This is a genomic window from Arthrobacter sp. Y3221048 (genome assembly GCF_059092685.1).
Map to the genome: position 1 here is coordinate 490839 of NZ_JBNHHX010000002.1, position 22087 is coordinate 512925.

Consider the following 22087-nt stretch of genomic DNA (forward strand, 5'->3'; position numbering starts at 1 on the left):
TGACGCCGATATGACCTACCGCAGCCCTTTGCTCCTGCAGCCCGGCGCCGTCGAAGCCTCCGGGGTCGACGCCGGCGTCGCCGCCCACTACTCCGACCCGCTGCGCGAACAGCGCGCGCTGGCCCGCGGCGAGGCCGTGACGGACCTTTCCCACCGCGGGGTAGTGACGGTGGCCGGCGAAGACCGGTTGAGCTGGCTGAACACGCTCTCCTCGCAACTGCTGTTGAACCTGAAGCCGGGCCAGTCCAGCGAAGCGCTGCTGCTCACGGTGCAGGGCCGGATCGAATACGACGCCCGCATCGTCGACGACGGCGAACGCATCTGGCTGATCGTCGAAGCCTTCGAGGCGGCGCCGCTGGCCGCATGGCTGGACTCGATGAAGTTCATGCTGCGGGTAGACGTTGCCGATGTCTCCGCCGACTGGGCGGTAGTGGGTTCGGTCAAGCCCGTCCCGGCCTTCGAGGGCCGCACCGTGTGGCAGGATCCGTGGCCGCAGATCGGTGCCGGCGGCTATGCCTACACCGGGATCGAGGAACCAAAGCACCCCGGCCTGGAACGGTCCTGGTACGAATACCTGCTGCCGGCGGCCGAACTGGAAACGGCCGCCTCCGGGCTGCAGTTGGCCGGGGTCTGGGCGGCCGAGGCGCTGCGGATCGCCGCCTGGCGGCCGCGCGTCGGGGCGGAGACCGACGAGAAGACCATTCCGCACGAACTGGACCTGATCCGTACTGCCGTGCACCTGGAGAAGGGCTGCTACAAGGGCCAGGAAACCATCGCCCGCGTGCACAACCTGGGCCGGCCGCCGCGCCGGTTGGTGTTCCTGCAGTTGGACGGCTCGCAGCACACGCTGCCGGTCCCGGGCAGCGACGTGATGCTCGGCGACAAACTCGTCGGCACGGTCACCTCCGCGGCGCAACACTACGAGATGGGACCGATTGCGCTGGCCGTGGTCAAGCGCTCGGTCGATCCGCAGGCGCAGTTGACGGTGCTGGACGCCGGCGAGAGCTACGACGCCGCCCAGGAAGTGATTGTCACTCCCGACGCAGGCCAGGTGGTCGGCCGGCAGACCGGGTTCCTGCGCCCGCCGCGCTGAGCCAGGTTGCGGCCGCGCCGCGCTGAGCCGGGTTCCTGCGTCCGCCGGCTGAGCCACGGCCGGGCCCGCGCCGCCGGGGTCAGGTCCGCTTTTGCAGGATCACCGATGTCTGGGTGCCGGCATCCCAGAATCCCAGGCTCGCGGCCAGCGCGCGGGAGGCCCTGTTCTCTTCGTGCGAGCGCCACTGCGGAATGAGTCCGGAGGAGAGCGCCTCGTGGCCCGCGATCGCGGCGATCAACGCGCCGGCTCCGCGGCGCCGGTAGGCGGGGGCGGTCAGGACGCCCACGTGGCCGAGGATCTGCTGCCACTCCTGGTAGCCCGCACCCGCCATCGGGGTGCTCCCGTCCAGCAGCACGAACGACTTGTCCATGCCGGCCAGCGCCGCTTCGTGCTTGTCATCGGGCGGGCACATGTCTTCCAGGCGGGCGACGTCGCTGCCGGCGGTGGAAACCAATGCCTCCCGTTCGGGCTGCACCACCGGAAGGTCTTCGGCGTAGGACAGCACGGCCTTGCCCAGGCCGTGCCCGCCGTGCTCCCGGCTCAACTGCATCAGCGTCTGGTGTTCGGCCAGGTCGTCGTCCGAGTACCGGGCTGCCGCCGCAACGGCCCATTCAGGGCCGACCAGCGCCGACCGGCCGAACAAGCGCACGAAGGTGAGCGTCCCGGCGTCCTCGTTAATCCGGGTCAGCCGATCGCCGGCAGAGGCGAAGGCGCTGTCAGAAAATCCGAGCAACCGCGCCCACGCCAGCAGCACAATGTCAGCCGTCCCTGCGTCCAATCGCATACCAGCCACACTACTGAACGCTCAGCCGAAGAGAACCCTTGCCTCGTCGTAACGATGCTGCGGGACGGTTTTTAAGTTGTTCAGCGCCGACTCGAAGCCCACGTGCACAACGTCGGTGCCTTTCAGGGCCACCATGCTTCCCCATCGTTTCTCCACCACCGAATCCACCGCCGCCATGCCCAGCCGTGTGGCCAGCACGCGGTCGTAGCCGGAGGGGACGCCGCCGCGCTGGATGTGCCCCAGCGTGGTGGCGCGGGTTTCGATCCCGGTGCGCATTTCCAGTTCGGGGGCCAGCCGTTCCCCGATGCCGCCCAGCCTCGGCCGCCCGTAGCTGTCCACCCCGCGCTCGGCGTGCGGGCCCAGTTCGCCGTCGGGCACCCAGCCTTCGGCCACCACCACCAGCGGTGCGCGGCCGCGCTTCTGCGCGTGCAGCACCCACTCGGACACCTGGTCCATGGTCACGCGCTGCTCGGGGATCAGGATGGCGTGTGCGCCGGTGGCCATGCCCGCGTGCAGGGCGATCCAGCCCACGTTGCGGCCCATCACCTCGGCAATCATGCAGCGGTGGTGCGATTCGCCGGTGGTGCGCAGCCGGTCGATCGCCTCGGTGGCGATCTGCACAGCGGTGTCGAAACCGAAGGTGTAGTCGGTGGCTTCCAGGTCGTTGTCGATGGTCTTGGGCACGCCGACGATCTTCAGCCCGGCCTGGGTGAGCCGGTAGGCGCCGGCCAAGGTGCCCTCGCCGCCGATCACGATCACCGCGTCCACGCCCAGCCGGTCCAGCGTCTGCTGGATCTTCTCCGGCCCGCCGTTCGGTCCGTCGAACGGGTTGGTGCGCGAGGTGCCCAGGATCGTGCCGCCCTGCTTGGAAATGCCCCGCACCTGGTTCCGCGGCAGGTCCATGATGTCGCCCTCCACCACGCCGCGCCAGCCGTCGCGGAAGCCGACAAACTCGTGCCCGTGCACCGTGATGCCCTTGAGCACGATGCCGCGGATCACCGCATTCAGGCCGGGGCAATCCCCGCCGCTGGTCATGATGCCAATCCTCATGGGTACTCCTTCTCGGTTGCTGGCCGGTCGGCGCGAGCACCCCATTGAGCCCGCATCGATTCTATGCAGGAACCCCGGCCGGAGTCATTCGGGCGGGGAGCGGCGACCCTGGCCGGCGGCGGAGGCCCGGCCGGCCGGACGGCAGCTCAGCCGGACAGCAGGCCGTGTTGCATGGCGACCACGACGGCGCGCGTGCGGTCGTCGACGTCGAGCTTGGCGAAGATCCGCAGCAGGTGCGTCTTCACCGTGGTCTCGGCGATGAACAGCCGGGCGGCGATTTCCGGGTTGCTCAGCCCGTCGGCCACCGCCCGCAGCACCTCGGTCTCCCGGGCCGAGAGCGCCGGCGGCGCGGGGGCGCGCATCCGCGAGACCAGCTTGGCCGCGATCGGCGGCGCCAGGACCGTTTCGCCCCGGGCGGCGGCGTAGACGGCGGCGATCAGCGCCTCGCCGGGGGTGTCCTTGAGCAGGTAGCCCACCGCGCCGGCCTCCACCGCACGCACGATGTCGGTGTCGCCGTCGTACGTGGTCAGGATCAATACCTTGGTGTCCGGCCGGGCGGCAACTATCTGCGCGGTGGCGTCCGCCCCGTCCAGCCGCGGCATCCGCAGGTCCATGAGGACGACGTCGGCGTCCAGCACCAGCGCGGCACTCACCGCCGTGGCGCCGTCGGGAGCCTGGGCCACCACCTGCAGCCCGTCCTCGGTGCACAGCAGGCCGGCCAGCCCGGCGCGGACCACGGGGTGGTCGTCGGCGATGACCACCCGGACCCGGCCGGCGGCGCTGGCGTTGCCCGGGCCGACCGGATGGGGTTCAGCGGACAAGGCCGGCTCCTTCGTGCAGCTGCAGCGGGATGGTCATGGTCAGCCGGGTGCCGTCGCCGGGCGCCGAGTCCACGTCGAGGCTGCCGCCGATCCCGGACAGCCGGTCGGCCATGGCGCGCAGCCCGTAGCTGTCGCCAGAGGTCCCCGCGCCGGGGACGAAGCCGGCGCCGTCGTCGTCCACGGAGAGCACCAGGAACGCGCCGTCGAGGTGCAGCCGCAGCCGCGCCGAGCCCGCGCCGGCATGCCGGCGGACGTTGGCCAAGGCCTCCTGGGCGGCCCGCAGCACCACCACCTGCTGTGCCGGCGTGAGTTCCGGCAGCGCCGGCGGCAGTTCCACGCTCAGCCGGGCGCCGTTCAGGCCGGTGGCCTCGAGCCGCCGCAGCGCGCCGAGCAGGTCGCCGCCGGCCAGCTGGGTGGGGCCGGAGGCCGCAATCAGGGCCCGCGCTTCCTGCAGGTTGTCCCGTGCGGTGTCCCGGATTCCGGCCAGGGAGGACGCGAGCCCGGTCGGCAGCGGGGTGCCGGCCTTGCGCAGCCGGGCCTCGGCCGCCTCCGACAGCATCACGATCGAGGTGAAGCCCTGCGCCAGCGTGTCGTGGATTTCGCGGGCCATCCGCTCCCGTTCGGCCATCGCGCCCTGGCGCTCGTGTGCGGCAGCCAGTTCCGCCCGGGCGGCGTTGAGCTCCGCGATCAGGTCCGCCCGCTGCTCGCTCTGTTCGATGATCTTGTAGATCCACAGGCCCAGCAGCGTGCTGGCCAGGAAGGAGATCACCGCCTGCAGCCCGGCGGCCAGCAGCCCGGTGGCGCCGGTGCCGAACAGGTGCAGCTGGCCGGCCGCCACCAGCACGCAGATCAGCGCCGAGGCCACCACGCCGTTGCGCTCCGACCCGGCGAACATCCACACCTGCGGGAACGCGATGAAGAGGATGATCGATCCGGCGCCGGAGAGGAACGCCAGGTAGGTGACCACGGCGATCAGCAGCACCACGTACAGCTTGGGCTTCCAGGTGTCCAAGTCGTTCGCCCTGGTCAGGAACGGGTAGGCGGCCCCGAGGAGGACGAGGGCCGCCACCGCCGATGTCCTGGCGGGGTTCCCTGCGTCAGCGCCGACCCAGACGAGGACGGCGACCGTCGCCAGTGAGACGTAGAACCCGAGGTGCCACCACTTCAAACCGCGGAACCAGATCGAGTCCCCGGCGGACGGCGGCGCCGTCGCAGGCGTGACCGCGGATTCACTCATGGCATCACCTTACGACGGGCCCCGCTGCGCGGTGCTCTTCCGCGTGGGGTTACTTCTGTGGGGGCCAACGGAACATCAGCCGGGTCAGCACCAGGCCGGCGGCCAGCCAGATGAGGATGACGACGGCGGACATCCCCAGGTTCCAGGACCCGCCGGGCTCCGACGCCTCCCAACCCTCCGGCAGGAACACCGAGCGCATGCCGCTGGCCGTCCAGCGCAGCGGCGTCAGGTCCGCGATGCCGCGCAGCCAGTCCGGGATCTGCGGGAACGGGAAATACACGCCGGAGATGAAGGACAGCAGCAGCGGCGGCACGGCCGCCATGGTGGATGCGGAGGGGCCGGACCTGGCGAGGCAGGCGAAGGCGATCCCCACCGCCGACCAGGCCGCCGTGGACCCCAGCAGCAGCCACGCGAACGTCAGCCAGGCGCCCGCCGTCGTCGGCAAAGGCACGTTGAACAGGAACCGGGCACCCAGCAGCAGCAGTGCCGTTTGCGTCAGGATCAGGATGAGCGTCATTCCGGTTTTGCCCAGAAAGTAGGAAAGGCTGGGCAGCGGCGTTCCGGCCAGGCGCTTGATGCTGCCGTTGAACCGTTCGGTGGCCACGTAGGCGCTGAGGTTCTGGAAGCCGCTCAGAACGGTGCCCAGGGCCAGCATCGCGGGTAGGAAGTACGCGGCCGGGCGCAGCAGCGACTCCGGCCGCGCCGGATCACCCATCGACGCGTCGTCGCCGAACACGGTGCTGAACAGGCCCATCATGATCAGCGGGAACAACAGGGTGAACACCACCGCGGCCGGGTCGCGCGAGAACATCCGCACCTCCAGCAGTGTCCGCTTCCAGCCCAGCAGCACGGCGTTCGGCCGCCAGGCCAGGACTGCTCCTGCGGGGCCGGTCTTCGAAGGGGCCGTGGCGTTCATGATGCGTCGGTCCTGCCCGTGCCGTGCCGCTGCAGCAGCTGAAGGTAGATGTCCTCGAGGTGCGGCACGCGCACCTGCAGGTTGGCCGGCTCCCGCCGTCCGCCGTCGCTGATCCGGTGCACCACCGCGGCCGGCTCGTCCGTGGTCTCGTCGTGGTCGCCGGCTTCGTCCGTCCAGCTGACCCTGAACCGGCGCAGTGCCGCGCCGCCGATGGTTGCGGGCGTGCCCTCCGCCACCAGCCGGCCGGCAGCGATGACACCCAGCCGGTCCGCCAGCTGCTCGGCTTCATCCAGGTAGTGGGTGGTCAGCACGATGGTGGTGCCGTCGGAACCCAGGCGCCGGATCAGCTCCCAGAAGGACCGCCTGGCCTCCGGATCGAAGCCGGTCGTCGGTTCGTCCAGGAACAGCAGTTCGGGATTGCCGACCAGGCCCATGGCCACGTCCAGCCGCCGGCGCTGGCCACCGGAGAGGCTGCCGATCCGTGCGCCGGCCTTTTCTTCCAGCCCGACGGCGGCGATCACCTCGTCGACCGGGCGCGGGGCGGGGTAATAGGCGGCGAGGGCACGCAGCGATTCGGCGACCTTCAGCTCACCGGCATCGGTGGCCTCCTGCAGCACGACCCCGATGCGGGCACGGAACCCCGCCGCCGCCCGGTACGGGTCGACGCCGAGCACGGTGGCGCGGCCAGAGGTTGGCTTCCGGTGGCCCTCCATCATCTCGATGGTCGTGGACTTACCGGCGCCGTTGGGCCCGAGCAGCGCGTACGTTTCGCCCGTGCGGATCCGCAGCGTGATGCCGTCCACGGCGCGGAAGGTACCGCCCCCGGGACGGCGGTACTCCTTCACCAACCGGTCGAGGACGACGGCGCTGCCCGGCCCGGCAGGATCGGCGCCGATGGAATCGGGTTCGGCACCTTCCGGCACGGAAGGAAAGGATTCGGCAAGCTCGGCGTGGCCGGAGGCCGGCGCGCCCATGGCGTCCCGTGCGGCGCGGGCGGTGGCGGGTGTTCTCATGCTTCCAGCATGCCCGGGCCGGGTGCGTCGCCGGCACGTCCGCCCTGCCGAACCCGTTGTCCTCCGTCCGGTGGACAGCGGATCAGGACTTGCTGGCGAGCAGCTTCTCCAGCGCGATGCTGCCGTCGTACTTCGGCAGCAGCAGCCACAACACCAGGTAGGTGCCGACGCCGACGCCGGGGAACAGGAAGACCAGCAGGGTGGCGATCCGCACCCACGTCACGTCCCAGCCGAATTTGGCGGCGATGCCGCCGCAAATGCCGGCTACCCAGCGGTCGGGGCCGCGGCGGACGGGACTGGAGCGGAGCACTCGGTAAAAGGTATCCATGGAACCATGCTTTCGTGTTCGGGAGCTGTTGTCACTGGAGGATCGCCGTCGGCGGCCCGCGCGGGTGGCGCGGGCCGCCGGGTGGTCGATCCTCGGCCGGCGGTGCTCGGCCGGCGGTCTTGGGCTAGCGGTCCCGGTTGCGGGTGGCGCTCAGGACGCCGGCGACCACCAGGGCGATGCCGGAGCCGATCAACAGGGCGATCATGACGTAGGCCCAGTTGAAGCTGATGTCCCACCAGGTTCCGGCGAGCACCAGCAGGCCGACGGCCACGGCGATCAGCCCCCAGATGATGGTGCCTACGCGGGGACGGCGATCCTGGTCGTGGTTCAGTTGGCTGCTCATCGGATTTCCTCCAGTTCGCTGACGGTCATGATGTCGACGTTGCTGGCCACGCCCCGGACGGCCAGGATGATCTCCGGCTCCCCGCCGTCGTCATTGATGATGTAGCTCCCCGGCTGCCAGACCCCGGACTGCCGTCCGCTGTCCGCGCCGGTGACGTATTCGACGTTGCCCAGCGCCATCTGCGTTTCCACCTTCACCGGGACGTCGTCGGGGATGATGACGGTGACGGAGGAGGCGACGGCGTTGACCGGGACGACGGCGGGGCCGCCAAAACGGGAACCGGAGACGGCCCGCAGGTCCACGGTGCCGTCGCCGGCCACTACGCTGTAGCCGTCACCCTGGGCCGGCGCCGCGGCGGAGGTCCAGGTGCGGCTGGAGGCGATGGCGAAGTTGGAGGCGGTCCACTGCGTTCCCGCGGAGAAGGCCAGCGCCAGGACCAGGCCCACGGCAGCCAGGAAACCGAGGACGCCGGAGGTGCGGCCGACGGCGCCCATCACGACGACGCCGATGCCGATCACGATCAGCGCCGCGGCGATAGCGACCGGTACGACGTTCCGGCCCAGGTCAACGAACTCCAGCGCGTTGAGTCCCAGGACCACGCCGGCGGCCAGCATGGCCGCGCCCAGAGTCAGGGCGATGGCCGCGCCCGAGGGACCGCGGGGGGCGGGCTTGTACAGCCGCGGAGCGGGCTGGGGATACGGGCGCGGCTGCGGGTAGGCCTGCCGCGGCGGGCTTGGGGGGCCGCCGTGGCCCGCGTTGCCGTATCCGGCCGCGGACGCCGGCATCGAACCGTAGGCGGCGCCGGCGGTGTGGGCCGGGCCGGCATGGCTGCCCGGAGCCGGTGCCGCGGGGGCGGCGGAGCCGGGGGAGCCGGGGGCGGTCTTGTTGCGCGTGGCGAGCCAGTAGATGAAGAACCCCACCGCGCCGAGCCAGAGGACGGCCCAGAGGAAGCCGCCGAAGCCCCAGCCGCCGTCGTTGTCGAACCCGAATATCCAGCTGAACGGGCGGCTGAACACGCCCAGGGCCGTGAAGATTACCGCGCCGGTCATGCCTGCCGTCCAGTTGCTGCGGCCGGCTTCTTCCGCATGGATCCGGCCGTCCGGCTCGGGCAGCAGTGCCCACGCCACGCCGTAGAGCAGCACGCCGATGCCGCCGAAGACGGCCAGCAGGATGAACAGGCCGCGGACCAGGATCGGGTCCAGTCCGATCCGGTGCGCGACGCCGGAGGCTACGCCGCCGATCCAGCGGTCCTGCCCACGGGCAACGCCCAGGTTGCGGAACCAGCTGAAGAACGCGTTGCTCTGCGCCGGAAATCCGCCGCCGGGCGGCGGCGGGTAAGCGCCGGCGCTGTCCGGAGGCGGCGGGAAGCCCCCGCCGCCCCCGTCGCGGCCGGCGTAACCGGGCCCGTCGCCCCCGGCCGCGTTGGCATGCGCCGCATCGGTGTAGCCCGCGCCCAGCGGCATGGTGGGGTTGGTGCCCGGAAGGATGGGTTCGGTCGGATTGGCGGGCCGGTCGTCGTAGCGTGCCGCGTCGTCGGGCAGCGGGGCGTCCGGGGGCTGTGCCGCGGCGCCATACCGCGAAGCGTCGTCGGGCAGCGGGGCAGCGCCGTCGTCGGCGCGGTCGCCGGTCCCGGCATCCCCTGCCTCGCCGGTCTCCGGCTGGACGGTCTCGCGCTCGCCGGGAGCCGGTGCCTGGTTCGTTGCCGGGGCGGATTCCTGCCGGGAGTCCTGTGCTGCCGGTAGCTGGTCCGGTTCGTCTGTTCGGTCGGTGCCGTCGTTATCCGACGGGGTCGGTGCGTGTGAGGTCATGGTTTGATCATTCCAACCGGCAGCCGTCTCCTCTATCGGGTGCCACCCTGACCCTTCCCTGACCGGCGGGCCGGGGTCCCCTGAATCAGCGCCCCACGGTAGGCCGGGTGCTCCCGCGCGTGCTTGGATTGACCCATGAGAGAACCGCTCGTCCGCTCCACCGAGGACCGCATCATTGCGGGCGTGTGTACGGGCCTGGCCCGGCACCTGAACACCTCGGTCGGGATCGTCCGGGTCGGCATGGTGGTCCTGGCGCTCGCCGGGGGAGCGGGTGTTCTGCTCTACGTCTGGCTCTGGCTGCTGGTGCCGACCGCGGCGGATAAGGCCCTGGCCGCCGAGCGCGCCTTCAATCCCCGCGACATCGCGGAGAACTTCGCGCGGGGATTCGGCGCGCCGCCTCCCGGCCAGGAGCCCGGCGGCCGCCCCGGCGGGCAGCCCGGAGCGCTTCCGCAGGGCCCCGGAGCGACGGGTGCCCCGCGGCTGATGCAGCGCGGCGGCAAGGAAATCCTGATCGGCGCGGCCCTGGTCCTCGCAGGCGGCGCCGTCGTCGCCCAACTCGCGGGCATCAATTTGCCGTGGGGCACCTGGCTGCCCGTCCTCGCCATCGCGGCCGGCGCGGTGATCGCGTGGATGCAGCTGGACGATTCCCGGCGCAGCGGACTGATGGACCGCGCCGGTGCAACCGGGGCGCAGGGCGCCGTGCGGTTGCTGGCCGGGCTGGTCCTGGTGGTGGCCGGCATCGTCACCATGGTGTCCGGATCGATTACCTGGGAGGCCATGTGGCCCACGCTGTTCGCCTCGCTGGCCGTGCTGGCCGGGGTCCTGCTGGTTTTGGCACCGTGGGTGCTGAAGTACTGGCGGGACCTGGAGACCGAACGCTCCGGCCGCATCCGGGAAACCGAGCGCGCGGAAATCGCCGCGCACCTGCACGATTCGGTGCTACAGACCTTGGCCCTGATCCAAAACCGCGCCGGTTCGGAACACGACGTCACCCGGTTGGCCCGCGCCCAGGAACGGGAACTGCGCGAATGGCTTTACCGGGACAAGCGGCAGGAAGAGGGCAACCTGGTGGACCGCGTGAAGGCGGTGGCCGCGGAAATCGAAGACGCCTACGGGCACCCCGTGGACGTCGTCGCCGTGGGCGACAGCGCGATGACCGACCGGCACGAGGTCCTGGTGCATGCCACCCGGGAAGCGGTGCAGAACGCGGCCAAACATGCGGGCGGCGGCATCTCCGTATACGTTGAATGCACACCGGGCAGCAGCGAAATTTTCGTCCGCGACCGCGGTCCTAGGTTCGAGCTCGCCGCCGTGCCGCCGGACCGGATGGGCGTGCGCGAATCGCTCATCGGCCGGATGGAGCGCCACGGCGGCCAGGCAAAAATCCGCAACACCGGCAGCGGCACCGAAGTCCACCTCAGCCTGCAGCACCCCCAGGAAGGAACCGCATCGTGACCGAACCCATCCGCGTGGTCGTTGTGGACGACCACGCCATCTTCCGTTCCGGCTTGAAAGCAGACCTGGACGGGCGGATCGAGGTGGTCGCCGAGGCCGCGACCGTGGAGCAGGCGATCGCGGCCATCCACGAGCAGCGGCCCGCGGTAGTGCTCCTGGACGTGCACCTGCCCGGAGGCAGGGGCGGCGGCGGGGCCGAGGTGGTGGCGGGCTGCGCGGACCTGCTGGGCGAGACCAGGTTCCTGGCGCTGAGCGTGTCCGACGCCGCCGAAGACGTAGTCACCGTCATCCGGGCCGGCGCCCGCGGGTACGTCACCAAGACAATCTCCGGCGCCGAGATCTCCGACGCAGTGGAGCGGGTGGCCGGCGGCGACGCGGCCTTCTCGCCGCGGCTGGCCGGGTTCGTCCTGGACGCCTTCGGCACGGCAGCCGTTGCCAATGTTGACGACGAACTGGACAAGCTCTCCGCGCGTGAACTGGAGGTCATGCGGCTGATCGCACGCGGCTACCAGTACAAGGAAGTGGCCAAGGAACTGTTCATCTCCATCAAGACCGTCGAAACGCACGTCTCGTCCGTGCTGCGCAAGCTCCAGCTGTCCTCCCGGCACGAGCTGACCCGCTGGGCCGTTGACCGCCGGATCCTGTAGCGGGGGCGCGGACCCTGTTGCAGGGGCCGCGGGGGGCCGGACCCTGTTGTGCCCCAGGCGCCGGTGGTAGCTTGGTGGCACTGTCAGGACGGACCGCGCAGGAGGATCCATGACCGACTCCCCGCAGCACGACGAACTGCCGCTGCCGGACTACGACCACATACCGCTGGGCACTCTTCCGTCCCGGATCACGGGGCTGGACGAGCAGGGAATGACGGAGCTTCTGGCCTACGAACGTGAGCACGGGAACCGGCTCCCGGTCGTCCAGGTCCTCGAGCGTCGGCTCGAGGAACTGCGCGCCGGGGCAGAGCCGAGCGGCACCGCCACGCCGGACATGCCCGAAGTCGGCCGGAGCCAGGGCGGCTCCGCGGCGCGGCCGGAAACCTCCGGCCCGCAGGTGGTGCCGCCGTTCCACGGAAATCCGGCCCATCAATCGCAGCCCGAAAAGTAGCAGGCACGCCGCGGCCGGGCCGCCCGTTGGCTGCCCGGCCGCCACTCTTTCCGGCGGCTACTTGGCCTTCGCCAGGAAGTCCTGCAGCCGGCCGACGCCGGTGGCGAGGTCTTCGTCGCCGAGGGCGTAGGACAGCCGCACGAAGCCGGACGGCCCGAAGGCCTCGCCGGGAACGACGGCGACCTCGACCTCGTCGAGGATCAGCGAGGCAAGCTCGGCGGAGGTCGCCGGACGGATGGTGCCGTCCGCCGTCGCGAATTCCTTGCCCAGCAGCCCGCGGACGTCGGCGTAGGCGTAGAACGCGCCCTCCGGCGTCGGGCATTCGACGCCGGCGATGGCGTTCAGGCCCTCGACCATGGCCTTGCGGCGGCGGTCGAAGGCCACCTTCATCTCGTCCACCGCGGTCAGCGGTCCGGACACGGCGGCCAGCGCTGCCATCTGGGACACGTTGGCCACGTTGGAGGTGGCGTGCGACTGCATATTGGTGGCGGCCTTGACCACGTCCTTGGGGCCGATCATCCAGCCCACCCGCCAGCCGGTCATGGCGTAGGTCTTGGCGACGCCGTTGAGGATGACGACCTTGTCGCCCAGTTCCGGCGCGGCCGTCGCGATGGAGGTGAAGGGCACGCCGTCGTACGTGAGGTGCTCGTAGATCTCGTCGGTGATGACCCACAAGCCCTTGGAGGCGGCCCACCGGCCGATTTCGGCGACCTGTTCCGGCTGGTAGACGGCGCCGGTCGGGTTGGACGGGGAGACGAAGAGCAGCACCTTGGTGTTTTCGGTCAGCGCGCCTTCGAGCTGGTCGACGGTGACCAGGTAGCCCTGCTCCGGCCCGGCGAAGACCTCCACCGGGACGCCGCCGGCCAGCCGGATCGCCTCCGGGTAGGTGGTCCAGAACGGCGTGGGGACCAGGACCTCGTCGCCCGGATCCAACAACGTGGCGAAGGATTCGTACACGGCCTGCTTGCCGCCGTTGGTCACCAGCACCTGGGCGGGATCCACCCGGTAGCCGGAATCGCGCAGCGTCTTGTCCGCGATGGCCTGCTTCAGTTCGGGCAGTCCGCCGGCGGGGGAGTAGCGGTGGAAGCGCGGCTGGCGGGCGGCCTCAATGGCGGCCTCCACGATGTAGTCCGGGGTCGGAAAGTCCGGTTCGCCCGCCCCGAAGCCAATCACCGGACGCCCGGCGGCCTTCAGCGCCTTCGCCTTGGCATCGACGGCGAGGGTGGCGGATTCGGCGATGGACGCAATGCGCCGGGAGACGCGGGCGTTGGCAGGCATGGGGTTCCCGTCTTCAGTAGCGTGTAGGACTGTTCCATAGTCTAGGTGCAGCCCGTCGGGGATGTCCTGCCGGCGGCGCCGCGGCCCCTCTGCACGCCCGTGGTCGGCGCCCGCGGAACCTGTTGGCGGTCCCGTTGGTCAGCGGGCCGGCGGAAATGTTGCATAATGGATCAGTCGCCTTTTGGGCGGCAAACGGGGTTCGGTTCGACGTCGGCGCATCGCTGGCGTAAACTGGATCTTCGGTGTTGAAAACGCCATGATGTTCCATGCCCGCACGGCGGGGGACATCCGGCAGTATTCGGCTCCATAGGGTAGTGGCGCAATTGGTAGCGCAGCGGTCTCCAAAACCGCAGGTTGCAGGTTCGAGTCCTGTCTGCCCTGCGCAGAACCGCCGCAGGCATAACTGCAGCAGTTCAGCATCCCAGCACGAAGCAGCGGTCCAGGCCGGCCGAGGCCGTCCGGGGGCCGGACACCGGACAGAATGAGTGAGGCCAGGTTGACCGATACGTCTTCCAGCAGTCCCCAGGGGCGCCCCACCGGACGAAAGACCGAGAAGCGCGGTCTCTTCGCCCGGATCATTCTGTTTGTCCGCCAGATCATTGCCGAACTCAAAAAGGTCGTCACGCCGACCCGCAAGGAATTGCTGAACTACACGCTTGTGGTGATCGCTTTCGTGGCCATCATGATGTTGATCGTCACGGCACTGGATCTGGTTTTCGGTCAGGGCGCGTTCTTCGTCTTCGGAGACGGCATACCCGAACAGTAACGTCCGCGTTGCGGCAGCCGTACGGATGGATACGACGACGGCGCAAAGCCGCCGCGAGTCAAGTGAGCTGAAGAAGAAAGCAGGAAGCTAAGTGTCCGACCAGGAACTCGAAGCCCAGAACTCCGAAGAGAACGCGGAGCTGGAAGCCGACGAGCAGGTTACCGAGACCGGCACCGACGAGGTGCCGGCTTCTGGCGTTGACGCCGCAGACGAGGCTGCCGGTACCGATCTGGCGAGCGAGCTTGACCAGGCCGCCGAAGACGCCCCCGTCCTCGACGAGGCAGCCGAAGCCGCCGCCGAGGCGGACATGAGCGAAGCCGTGGCAGCCGACGAGGCCCCGGAAGAGGCCGAGCAGACCGAAGAGGAAGCCCTCGAAGCATTCCGCGCCAAGCTTCGCCGCCAGCCCGGTGACTGGTACGTCATCCACTCCTACGCCGGCTACGAAAACCGTGTGAAGGTCAATCTGGAGACCCGCATCCAGACCCTGAACATGGAAGACTTCATCTACGAGATCCAGGTCCCGATGGAAGAGGTCGTGGAGATCAAGAACACCACGCGCAAGCTGGTCAAGCGCGTACGCATCCCGGGTTACGTGCTGGTCCGGATGGACCTGACCGACGCCTCGTGGGGCGCCGTCCGCCACACGCCGGGCGTGACCGGATTCGTCGGCAACGCCCACAACCCGGTGCCGCTGAGCCTGAAGGAAGTTGCTTCCATGCTGGAGCACACCATCACCGGCACCAAGACGGAAGCCGGCGGCAAGGCTGCCGGCAAGTCGGCTGCCCCGAGCACGCCGATCACCGTCAACTTCGAGGTCGGCGAGTCCGTCACGGTCAACGACGGGCCGTTCGAGACGCTGCCGGCAACGATTTCCGAAATCAAGCCGGAATCCCAGCAGTTGGTGGTGCTGGTGACCATCTTCGAGCGCGAAACCCCGGTGACGCTCTCCTTCAGCCAGGTCACCAAGATCCACTAACCAAGACTTCGTGCGGACCAGGACCCGCTTTGTCCGAACCCGCACGGCCGGCCGCCACGCCATGGCGGCCAACCACCGCCGGCACGCTCCTGTGCCGCCGGTACGTAATGTGAGAGAAGGACCCGATATGGCCCCCAAGAAAAAGGTCACCGGCCTCATCAAGCTCCAGATCCAGGCAGGCGCCGCCAACCCGGCCCCGCCGATCGGTCCGGCGCTTGGTCAGCACGGTGTCAACATCATGGAATTCTGCAAGGCGTACAACGCCGCCACGGAATCCCAGCGCGGAAACGTGATCCCGGTTGAAATCACGGTCTACGAAGACCGTTCCTTCACCTTCATCACCAAGACCCCGCCGGCCGCCGAGCTGATCAAGAAGGCCGCAGGCGTGCAGAAGGGTTCGGCTACCCCGCACACCAACAAGGTTGCGAAGCTGACCCAGGCGCAGGTCGATGAGATCGCCGGCACCAAGATGGAAGACCTCAACGCCAACGACATCAAGGCTGCTGCCAAGATCATCGCCGGCACCGCCCGCTCCATGGGCATCGAGGTCGAGGGCTAAGCACCTCGACCCCAGGTGGTCGTGCCAGGACGTCCGTCCTGCAGGACCCCACCAAGACAATTCGAAAAACGACGGCGACTCAGCTCGCCAGGGGTGGGAACACCGCCGTCGTTGTGGCAGGGCCGAGCGCGGTCCGCAGACCACAACTGCACAAGGAGAAAAAGCAGATGGCAAAGCGCAGCAAAGCATATGAGGCAGCTGTAGCCAAGATCGAGGCGGACAAGGTTTACGCTCCGGTCGAGGCAATCACTCTCGCCAAGGAAACCAACCCGTCCAAGTTCGACGCGACCGTCGAGGTGGCTTTCCGCCTCAGCGTCGACCCGCGCAAGGCGGACCAGATGGTCCGCGGCACGGTCAACCTGCCGCACGGCACCGGCAAGACCGCCCGCGTGCTGGTCTTCGCCACCGGCGACAAGGCCGAGGCCGCTATCGCCGCGGGTGCCGACTTCGTTGGCTCCGACGACCTGATCGAGAAGATCCAGGGCGGCTGGACCGACTTCGACGCCGCCGTGGCGACCCCGGAACTGATGGGCAAGGTCGGCCGCCTGGGCAAGGTCCTCGGTCCCCGCAACCTGATGCCGAACCCGAAGACCGGCACGGTGACCCCGGACGTTACCAAGGCTGTCAACGACATCAAGGGCGGCAAGATCGACTTCCGCGTCGACAAGCACGCCAACCTCCACTTCATCATCGGCAAGGTGTCCTTCGACGCCAACAAGCTGGTGGAGAACTACGCCGCCGCCCTGGAAGAGGTGCTGCGCCTGAAGCCGTCCGCTTCCAAGGGCCGGTACATCGCGAAGGCGACCGTCACCACCACCTTCGGCCCCGGCATCGCCGTGGACCCGAACGTCACCAAGGTGGCTGTGGAGGCCTAGCCAGGACTTCACGTTCGCCGGCAACGGCGACCGCTTAGACTATGGCCGCAGCATGATGCTGCGGCCATAGTCCGTTTAAGCGGGTTGTGGTGCGGGCCGGCGGAATGCCGTAAAGTGATTGGCACTGCCCAATCACTGCCTCAGCCCAATCACGGCCTCAGTGCCGAGGAGCACGTATGCCCGCCACCTCCATCACGGTCGCGCCGCTGCCGATCCCGCCTGCCCTGGAGGGGCCCGGCGGGGCGGACTTCATCGCATCCGCCGAGCTGGCCAACCTGGTCAACGGGCTGATTTGGGGCAACAACGATTTTTGGGTGAGCCCGGCGGTCAGGCTCGAGGGATCGCGGGCGACCGACTACTCGGTGACGTATCTCTGGGCGGCCAAGGACGGCGACCGGCACGTCGGGCGCGCCTTGCTCGAACTCTCGCTGCGGGACAACCAGCGGAACGGGTACGTCTTTGTGGCTGTCCACCCCGAGTACCGCCGCCGTGGTGTGGGAAGCAGGCTGCTGGGGGAGGCCGAGGCCTGTGCGGTCAGCCAGGGCCGGACCACGCTGCAGGCCTGGAGCGAGCAGCCGGCCGATTTCGATCCCGAAGGGCCGGACATGCTCCGGCCGGAGACCGGGTCCGGGGCCTTGCCGGCGTCAGCGCCGGCCGTGCGCTTTGCGCTGGCCGGAGGCTTCCGGCTCGAACAGGTGGAGCGCTGCAGCAGGATGCCGCTTCCCGTCGACCAGGACTGGCTGGCGGCCCGGGCGGCAGCAGCTGCCGGGAAGGCCGGCGGGGACTATCGGCTGGTGGAGTGGACCGACAGCTGCCCGCCGGATCACGTGGACCAGTATGCGGCCCTGCGCCAGCGGATGAGCACGGACGTCCCGCTGGGCGAACTGGACTACGAGGAAGAAGCGTGGGACGCGGCACGGGTCCGCCACCATGAGGAAGAGCTGCGGCGCAAGGGCGGCCGCTGCCTGGTGGTCACGGCCCGGCATGTGCCCAGCGGCCAGCTGGTGGGCCATACCGTGCTGGAATTTTTCCCGGAGCAACCCGAGGTGGTCTTCCAGGAGGACACGCTGGTGTTGCGTGCCCACCGTGGCCACAACCTGGGCATGTGGATCAAGGTCCGCAACCTGCAGCGGGTGGCGGAAACGTGGCCGCAGGGGCGGCGGCTATACACCTGGAACGCCGCCGAAAACAGCCACATGCTGGACATCAACACGGCGCTCGGCTTCGCCCCGGCCGGGTACGAGGCCGCCTGGCAGAAGAAGCTGCGTCCGGGTCAGTAGGCCGGGAAACCCGGCCGGGCGGCGCCGTGTGGCGCCCGCCCGTAATGCTACGCGTCGGTAACCGTCGGCGGCGGTTAGGATGACAGCGCACCGGCAGGCCGCCGGGTGTGACGGGAGGGCCGATGGAACGCAGGACGCTGGTGGACACGGTGGCGGAAGACCTGCTGGAGCAGATCATCGCCGGCCGGATGGCGCCCGGAGACGCGCTGCCGACCGAGGCCGAGATCGCCGCCCGGTCGCAGGTCAGCCGTCTGACCGTCCGGGAGGCCCTCACCATGCTGCGGGCCATGAACGTGATCAGCATCCAGCGGGGCCGCGGCACCTTCATCAACCCTGCCGAGAGGTGGACCTCGGTCGAAGCGGTCGTCCGCGCCGCGGCGTACAGCATGAGCGACTCCGCCGCCTCACGGCAATTGCTCGAAGTGCGGCGCCTGGTCGAATCCGGCGCCGCTGCGCTGGCTGCCCTCCGCCGCACCGCTGCCGACCTGGCGTTGCTGCGCGGGGAGCTGGAGTCGATGGCTGCGGCGGATGCCGCGGATGACCCGGATGCCTTCGTCGAAGCCGACCGGTTGTTTCACACGGCGATCCTCAAAGCGTCCGGCAACATCCTCTTTCCGGCGGTCTTCGTGCCGATGGCCCGCGTGCTGGCGGACGCGCGGCGGGAAGCCTTTGTGGCGCAGGCCGTCCGTACCCGCACGCTGGCCATGCACCGCAGGGTGCTCGCCGCCGTCGAAAGCGGGGACTCCCCGGGAGCGCGCCAGGCCATGGAGGACCACGTCAACCAGGTCCAGGACGACCTCGACGGCAGTGCCGCGGGCCCGGGGAAAGCCTCTCCCGTACGGTCGGCCGCCGTCTGACGCGTCCCGGCGGGCCGATTGGCGCCCCTCACCTGCGGCCGATTTGGAGTCCGGCAGCAGGATCCCGTAACCTTGAAAAACCAAAGACCGTCGGTCGTTGAAATCCTCCACGTTTTCAACCGAAAGTCCCATGCCTGGGACGGCCTGCGCAGGTGAACGAAGCATTGCCCCGCTGCCGGAACGCCGGTGCGGGAACGAAGCCCCGTGCATCTGCATGGGGCGTTTTTTATGCGTGTGACCCGAACCACCGGCACTATTCCCCGGAAGGAGGGTTATGGCAACGCCAACCAAGGTGGCAGCCGTTGAAGAAATCACCACCGATTTCAAGGAATCCAGCGCTGCAGTCCTAACCGAATACCGCGGGCTTACCGTTGCACAGCTCAAGGAGCTGCGTGTTTCTCTCGGCCAGGACACCAAGTTCGCGGTCGTAAAGAACACCCTGACTGGCATTGCAGCCAAGGAAGCCGGCATCGACGCGTTCGACGGCCAGCTTTCCGGACCCACTGCTATCGCCTTCATCAAGGGTGACGCCGTTGCAGCCGCCAAGTCCCTGACGGATTTCGCAAAGTCCAACCCGCAGCTCATCATCAAGACCGGTGTCTTCGAGGGCAAGGCCCTGGACGCAACCGCCGTTGCTGCGCTGGCCGCTCTCGAGTCCCGCGAGCACCAGCTGGCCCGCGTCGCCGGTGTCCTCAAGGCGCCGATGTCCGCACTGGCCCGGACCCTCGATGCGCTGCGCATCAAGCAGGAGGAGAACGGTAGCGCCGCTGCCGAAGCTCCGGCCGAAGCTGCCGAAGCCGAAGCTCCCGCTGCCGAAGCAACCGAGGCCCCGGCCGAGGCTGCCGCCGAAGAGCAGTAAGTCTCTTCACCAACCAACTCTTGGTGCGGACACACCAGCCGCATCACCTATCAGGAAGGACGCCAACCATGGCGAAGCTCACCAACGAAGAGCTCATTGAAGCTTTCAAGGAACTGACCATCATCGAGCTCTCCGAGTTCGTCAAGCTGTTCGAGGAGACCTTCGAGGTCACCGCTGCTGCTGTTGCCGTTGCAGGCCCCGCCGCCGGCGGCGGCGAAGCCGCTGCCGAGGAGCAGACCGAATTCGACGTCGTCCTCGAAGCTGCCGGCGACAAGAAGATCGCAGTGATCAAGGAAGTCCGTGCCCTGACCTCCCTGGGTCTGAAGGAAGCCAAGGACCTGGTTGACAGTGCTCCGAAGGCCGTCCTCGAAGGCGCCACCAAGGAAGCTGCCGACAAGGCCAAGGAAGTTCTCGAGGCTGCCGGCGCGACCGTCACCCTCAAGTAAGCTCTTTCAGCTTCTTCAAAGCCCCGTCGCCCCTCACCGGGCGGCGGGGCTTTGTGCTGGTTGCGCCCGAGGAACGCGGCCTGTGGGCCGCGCCGGGCTCAGGCCGGGTCGGAGATGTCGGCCACGGTGGCGCCGAGCGCGGACGTCAGCGCATCGGCGTCGACAAAGGCGGAGTAACCGTGCTCCCCGGCGCCCAGCGAAATCCGCCGGCCGCGGATGGACTCGTCGGCGTACACCGGCCACGCCGTGCTGCTGCCCAGCGGGGTGATGGTGCCGCGCCGGTAGCCGGTCGCCGTAAACGCCACGTCGGCGTGCGGCAACGACAGTTTGTTGACCCCCAACAGCGACCGGAGCTTGGGCCAGGAGATCTGCCGGTCCCCGGGGATGAGGGCGAACAGGAACGAGCCGTCCTTGTGCTTGATGACCAGGGTCTTGACGATGTCTGCCTCGGCAATGCCCAACAGCTGCGCCGCCTCCCCGAGGCTGCGGGCGCCGGAACGAAAGGCGACGTCGACCTGCAGCGAGTGGGCTTCCGCACCGGCCAGGAAACGTTGCAGGCCGGCCGGCAGGGCGGGGGCACCGGATTCGTGGTTCATGTCCGGTTCAAGCCCCGGCGCCGGGCCGGTATTCCCGGCCGGGTCGCCGGGGGCCGCCCGGGTCCTAGTCCCGGTAGAGCAGCAGCGCCTCGCCCTGGCCGCCGCCGCCGCACAGGGAGACAGCGGCCTTGCCGGTTCCGCGCCGGCGCAACTCGCAGGCGGCCGTCAGCGCCAGCCGGGCACCGGAGGCGCCGATCGGATGGCCGAGGGCGATGGCCCCGCCGTGGATGTTGCACTTCTCCAGCGGCAGGTCCAGGTCCTGCAGCGACTGCACGGCGACGGCGCCGAAGGCTTCGTTGATTTCGATGAAATCCAGGTCGGCGGTGGTCCAGCCGGCCCGCTTGAGGGCCTGCGAGATGGCGTTGGACGGCTGGGACTGCAACGAGGTGTCCGGTCCCGCCACCTGCCCGGGGCGGCCGACGACGGCGAGCCAGTCCAGCCCGTTGTCCTCGGCGAAACCGCGGCTCGCCACCACGACGGCGGCCGCGCCGTCGGACAGCGGGGACGAGTTTCCGGCCGTGATGGTGCCGTCCTTGGCAAAGGCCGGGCGCAGCGGGGCCAGGCTGTCCACCGTGGTCTGCGGCCGGACGCCCTCGTCGCGGTCGACCACCAGGTCCCCGCCCTTGCGCTGCGGCACGGTGACCGGAACGATCTCGTCCTCGAAGACCCCGCTTTCCGCGGCCGCGGCGGCGCGCTGGTGGGACGCGGCGGCCACTGCATCCTGCGCTTCGCGGCCGATGCCCAGCTCGCTGTTCCGGCGCTCGGTGGAGGCGCCCATGGACTCGTGGTCGAAGGCATCGGTGAGCCCGTCGTGGGCCGTGGCATCCAGGGCGGTCAGGCTGCCGTAGGTCCAGCCTTGGCGGGAACCGGGCAGCAGGTGCGGGCCGTTGGTCATCGACTCCTGCCCGCCGGCCACCACCAGCTGCGCCTCGCCGCACCGGATCAGCCGGGCGGCGTCGGTGATGGCAGCCAGCCCGGAGAGGCACACCTTGTTGATCGTTACGGTGGGGACGTTCCAGCCGAGCCCGCCGGCGATCGCTGCCTGCCGGGCGGGGTTCTGGCCCGCCCCGGCCTGGATGACGTGGCCCATGATGACCGCGTCCACCTGTTCGGCCGCGACGCCGGAGCGCTCCAGCGCGGCGGCGATGGCTTTGCCGCCGAGCTCGACCGCGGTGAATGATGCGAGCTGGCCGTTCAGTCGTCCATTGGGCGTCCGCGCGCCGTTCAGGATGACGACGTCGTCTCGGCTGCTGTTGTTCTCGGCCATGGTGTCGATGCCTCTTTCCGTGCCGTCTGGCCCGGCCGAACCGGGCCGCCGGCTTGCCGTCGGTATGATCTGGTTCACAGATTACCCGCGTTTGGGCAACTCGCCCGAAGCGCAGGCCGGAAAAAGCCGGGCGCGGGGTATATGCTGATGGCGTTGTCCGGGGGAGGGCAACCGCGAAGACGCTTTTTGCACCGCGCACCCGGTGCGCCGCCCCGGCCCGAGGACGGGCGCAGCGGTGAACTGCGCCTGCCTGCATGCTGGACATTCCGCGCCGCGGTGCCGTACACTTGGTATTTGCGTCTTCCCTCAAAACCTTTGGCCTTCATATAGCGGTGGGCTTCGCCACGCCCTATCTGTGTTTAACTGCAGATCGTGCGGCGGG

At 69.3% G+C, this 22087-nt stretch carries 24 protein-coding genes and 1 tRNA gene; 13 read left to right on the forward strand and 12 right to left on the reverse strand.

Translation table 11 applies throughout. The features are described 5' to 3' along the window. The first annotated feature begins 10 nt into the window (after positions 1–10). Entirely contained in the window at positions 11–1093 is a 1083-nt protein-coding gene (gene ygfZ, locus AC5RVS_RS06935; RefSeq protein WP_494107621.1) for a CAF17-like 4Fe-4S cluster assembly/insertion protein YgfZ, read from the forward strand. Positions 1094–1172: 79 nt separating this feature from the next. On the opposite strand, the gene AC5RVS_RS06940 is transcribed toward ygfZ, so the two are convergent. From AC5RVS_RS06940 to AC5RVS_RS06980, 9 genes are all read right to left on the reverse strand, one after another. Then, entirely contained in the window at positions 1173–1877 is a 705-nt protein-coding gene (locus tag AC5RVS_RS06940) for a GNAT family N-acetyltransferase (protein ID WP_494107622.1), read from the reverse strand. Positions 1878–1898: 21 nt separating this feature from the next. After that, positions 1899–2927 (reverse strand): 6-phosphofructokinase, encoded by a 1029-nt coding sequence (locus AC5RVS_RS06945; protein ID WP_493989396.1) that lies wholly within the window; start codon positions 2925–2927, stop codon positions 1899–1901. Between the two features lie 146 nt (positions 2928–3073). After that, the gene (locus AC5RVS_RS06950; protein WP_494107623.1) at positions 3074–3748 is read right to left on the reverse strand and encodes a response regulator; all 675 of its coding nucleotides are present in this window, start codon (positions 3746–3748) and stop codon (positions 3074–3076) included. Beyond that, positions 3738–4985: a sensor histidine kinase gene (locus AC5RVS_RS06955; RefSeq protein WP_494107624.1), complete on the reverse strand. Its 1248-nt coding sequence runs from the start codon at positions 4983–4985 to the stop codon at positions 3738–3740. Before AC5RVS_RS06955 ends, AC5RVS_RS06950 begins: the two co-directional genes overlap by 11 nt. 49 nt (positions 4986–5034) lie before the next feature. Beyond that, positions 5035–5901, reverse strand: coding sequence for an ABC transporter permease (locus AC5RVS_RS06960; RefSeq protein ID WP_493989393.1), 867 nt, complete (start codon positions 5899–5901; stop codon positions 5035–5037). Beyond that, positions 5898–6914 (reverse strand): ABC transporter ATP-binding protein, encoded by a 1017-nt coding sequence (locus tag AC5RVS_RS06965; RefSeq protein ID WP_494107625.1) that lies wholly within the window; start codon positions 6912–6914, stop codon positions 5898–5900. Before AC5RVS_RS06965 ends, AC5RVS_RS06960 begins: the two co-directional genes overlap by 4 nt. 82 nt (positions 6915–6996) lie before the next feature. Then, on the reverse strand, positions 6997–7242 hold the full coding sequence (locus AC5RVS_RS06970) for a PspC domain-containing protein (RefSeq protein WP_493989391.1): 246 nt from the start codon (positions 7240–7242) through the stop codon (positions 6997–6999). Positions 7243–7366: 124 nt separating this feature from the next. Next, positions 7367–7585 carry a hypothetical protein gene (locus AC5RVS_RS06975; protein WP_493989390.1) on the reverse strand — a complete coding sequence of 73 codons (219 nt, stop codon included), beginning with the start codon at positions 7583–7585 and terminating at the stop codon, positions 7367–7369. Then, entirely contained in the window at positions 7582–9393 is a 1812-nt protein-coding gene (locus AC5RVS_RS06980; protein ID WP_494107626.1) for a PspC domain-containing protein, read from the reverse strand. The genes AC5RVS_RS06975 and AC5RVS_RS06980 overlap by 4 nt, the downstream gene beginning before the upstream one ends. A 135-nt stretch (positions 9394–9528) precedes the next feature. Here AC5RVS_RS06980 and AC5RVS_RS06985 point away from each other — a divergent pair, with 135 nt between their 5' ends. From AC5RVS_RS06985 to AC5RVS_RS06995, 3 genes are all read left to right on the forward strand, one after another. Beyond that, on the forward strand, positions 9529–10848 hold the full coding sequence (locus AC5RVS_RS06985) for an ATP-binding protein (protein ID WP_494107627.1): 1320 nt from the start codon (positions 9529–9531) through the stop codon (positions 10846–10848). Continuing rightward, on the forward strand, positions 10845–11495 hold the full coding sequence (locus AC5RVS_RS06990; protein WP_493989387.1) for a LuxR C-terminal-related transcriptional regulator: 651 nt from the start codon (positions 10845–10847) through the stop codon (positions 11493–11495). Before AC5RVS_RS06985 ends, AC5RVS_RS06990 begins: the two co-directional genes overlap by 4 nt. Positions 11496–11604: 109 nt before the next feature. After that, the gene (locus tag AC5RVS_RS06995) at positions 11605–11946 is read left to right on the forward strand and encodes a DUF8129 domain-containing protein (protein ID WP_493989386.1); all 342 of its coding nucleotides are present in this window, start codon (positions 11605–11607) and stop codon (positions 11944–11946) included. A 57-nt stretch (positions 11947–12003) separates the two neighbouring features. On the opposite strand, the gene AC5RVS_RS07000 is transcribed toward AC5RVS_RS06995, so the two are convergent. Further along, complete coding sequence (locus AC5RVS_RS07000) at positions 12004–13224, reverse strand: pyridoxal phosphate-dependent aminotransferase (protein ID WP_494107628.1); 1221 nt, start codon at positions 13222–13224, stop codon at positions 12004–12006. Positions 13225–13532: 308 nt separating this feature from the next. Here AC5RVS_RS07000 and AC5RVS_RS07005 point away from each other — a divergent pair. The 9 genes from AC5RVS_RS07005 to rplL all read left to right on the forward strand — a co-directional run bounded on the left by AC5RVS_RS07005 (position 13533) and on the right by rplL (position 19842). Further along, positions 13533–13605, forward strand: a tRNA-Trp gene (locus AC5RVS_RS07005). Positions 13606–13705: 100 nt separating this feature from the next. After that, positions 13706–13990, forward strand: a complete 285-nt coding sequence (secE, locus tag AC5RVS_RS07010) for a preprotein translocase subunit SecE (RefSeq protein WP_493989384.1) — start codon at positions 13706–13708, stop codon at positions 13988–13990. Positions 13991–14081: 91 nt separating this feature from the next. Then, positions 14082–14966, forward strand: a complete 885-nt coding sequence (gene nusG, locus AC5RVS_RS07015) for a transcription termination/antitermination protein NusG (protein ID WP_493989383.1) — start codon at positions 14082–14084, stop codon at positions 14964–14966. A gap of 127 nt (positions 14967–15093) precedes the next feature. Continuing rightward, positions 15094–15525 carry a 50S ribosomal protein L11 gene (gene rplK / locus AC5RVS_RS07020; protein ID WP_493989382.1) on the forward strand — a complete coding sequence of 144 codons (432 nt, stop codon included), beginning with the start codon at positions 15094–15096 and terminating at the stop codon, positions 15523–15525. Between the two features lie 167 nt (positions 15526–15692). Next, complete coding sequence (gene rplA / locus AC5RVS_RS07025; RefSeq protein ID WP_493989381.1) at positions 15693–16400, forward strand: 50S ribosomal protein L1; 708 nt, start codon at positions 15693–15695, stop codon at positions 16398–16400. 176 nt (positions 16401–16576) lie between these two features. Further along, positions 16577–17680, forward strand: a complete 1104-nt coding sequence (locus AC5RVS_RS07030) for a GNAT family N-acetyltransferase (protein WP_494107629.1) — start codon at positions 16577–16579, stop codon at positions 17678–17680. Positions 17681–17802: 122 nt separating this feature from the next. Continuing rightward, on the forward strand, positions 17803–18537 hold the full coding sequence (locus tag AC5RVS_RS07035) for a FadR/GntR family transcriptional regulator (protein ID WP_493989379.1): 735 nt from the start codon (positions 17803–17805) through the stop codon (positions 18535–18537). Positions 18538–18811: 274 nt separating this feature from the next. Next, positions 18812–19396 (forward strand): 50S ribosomal protein L10, encoded by a 585-nt coding sequence (gene rplJ, locus AC5RVS_RS07040; protein WP_494107630.1) that lies wholly within the window; start codon positions 18812–18814, stop codon positions 19394–19396. A 68-nt stretch (positions 19397–19464) separates the two neighbouring features. Next, entirely contained in the window at positions 19465–19842 is a 378-nt protein-coding gene (gene rplL / locus AC5RVS_RS07045; RefSeq protein ID WP_493989377.1) for a 50S ribosomal protein L7/L12, read from the forward strand. 98 nt (positions 19843–19940) lie between these two features. On the opposite strand, the gene AC5RVS_RS07050 is transcribed toward rplL, so the two are convergent. Together AC5RVS_RS07050 and AC5RVS_RS07055 are read right to left on the reverse strand one after the other, a co-directional pair. Next, positions 19941–20438: an aminoacyl-tRNA deacylase gene (locus tag AC5RVS_RS07050; protein ID WP_494107631.1), complete on the reverse strand. Its 498-nt coding sequence runs from the start codon at positions 20436–20438 to the stop codon at positions 19941–19943. A gap of 64 nt (positions 20439–20502) precedes the next feature. Further along, entirely contained in the window at positions 20503–21705 is a 1203-nt protein-coding gene (locus AC5RVS_RS07055) for an acetyl-CoA C-acetyltransferase (RefSeq protein ID WP_493989375.1), read from the reverse strand. Positions 21706–22087: the final 382 nt, after the last annotated feature.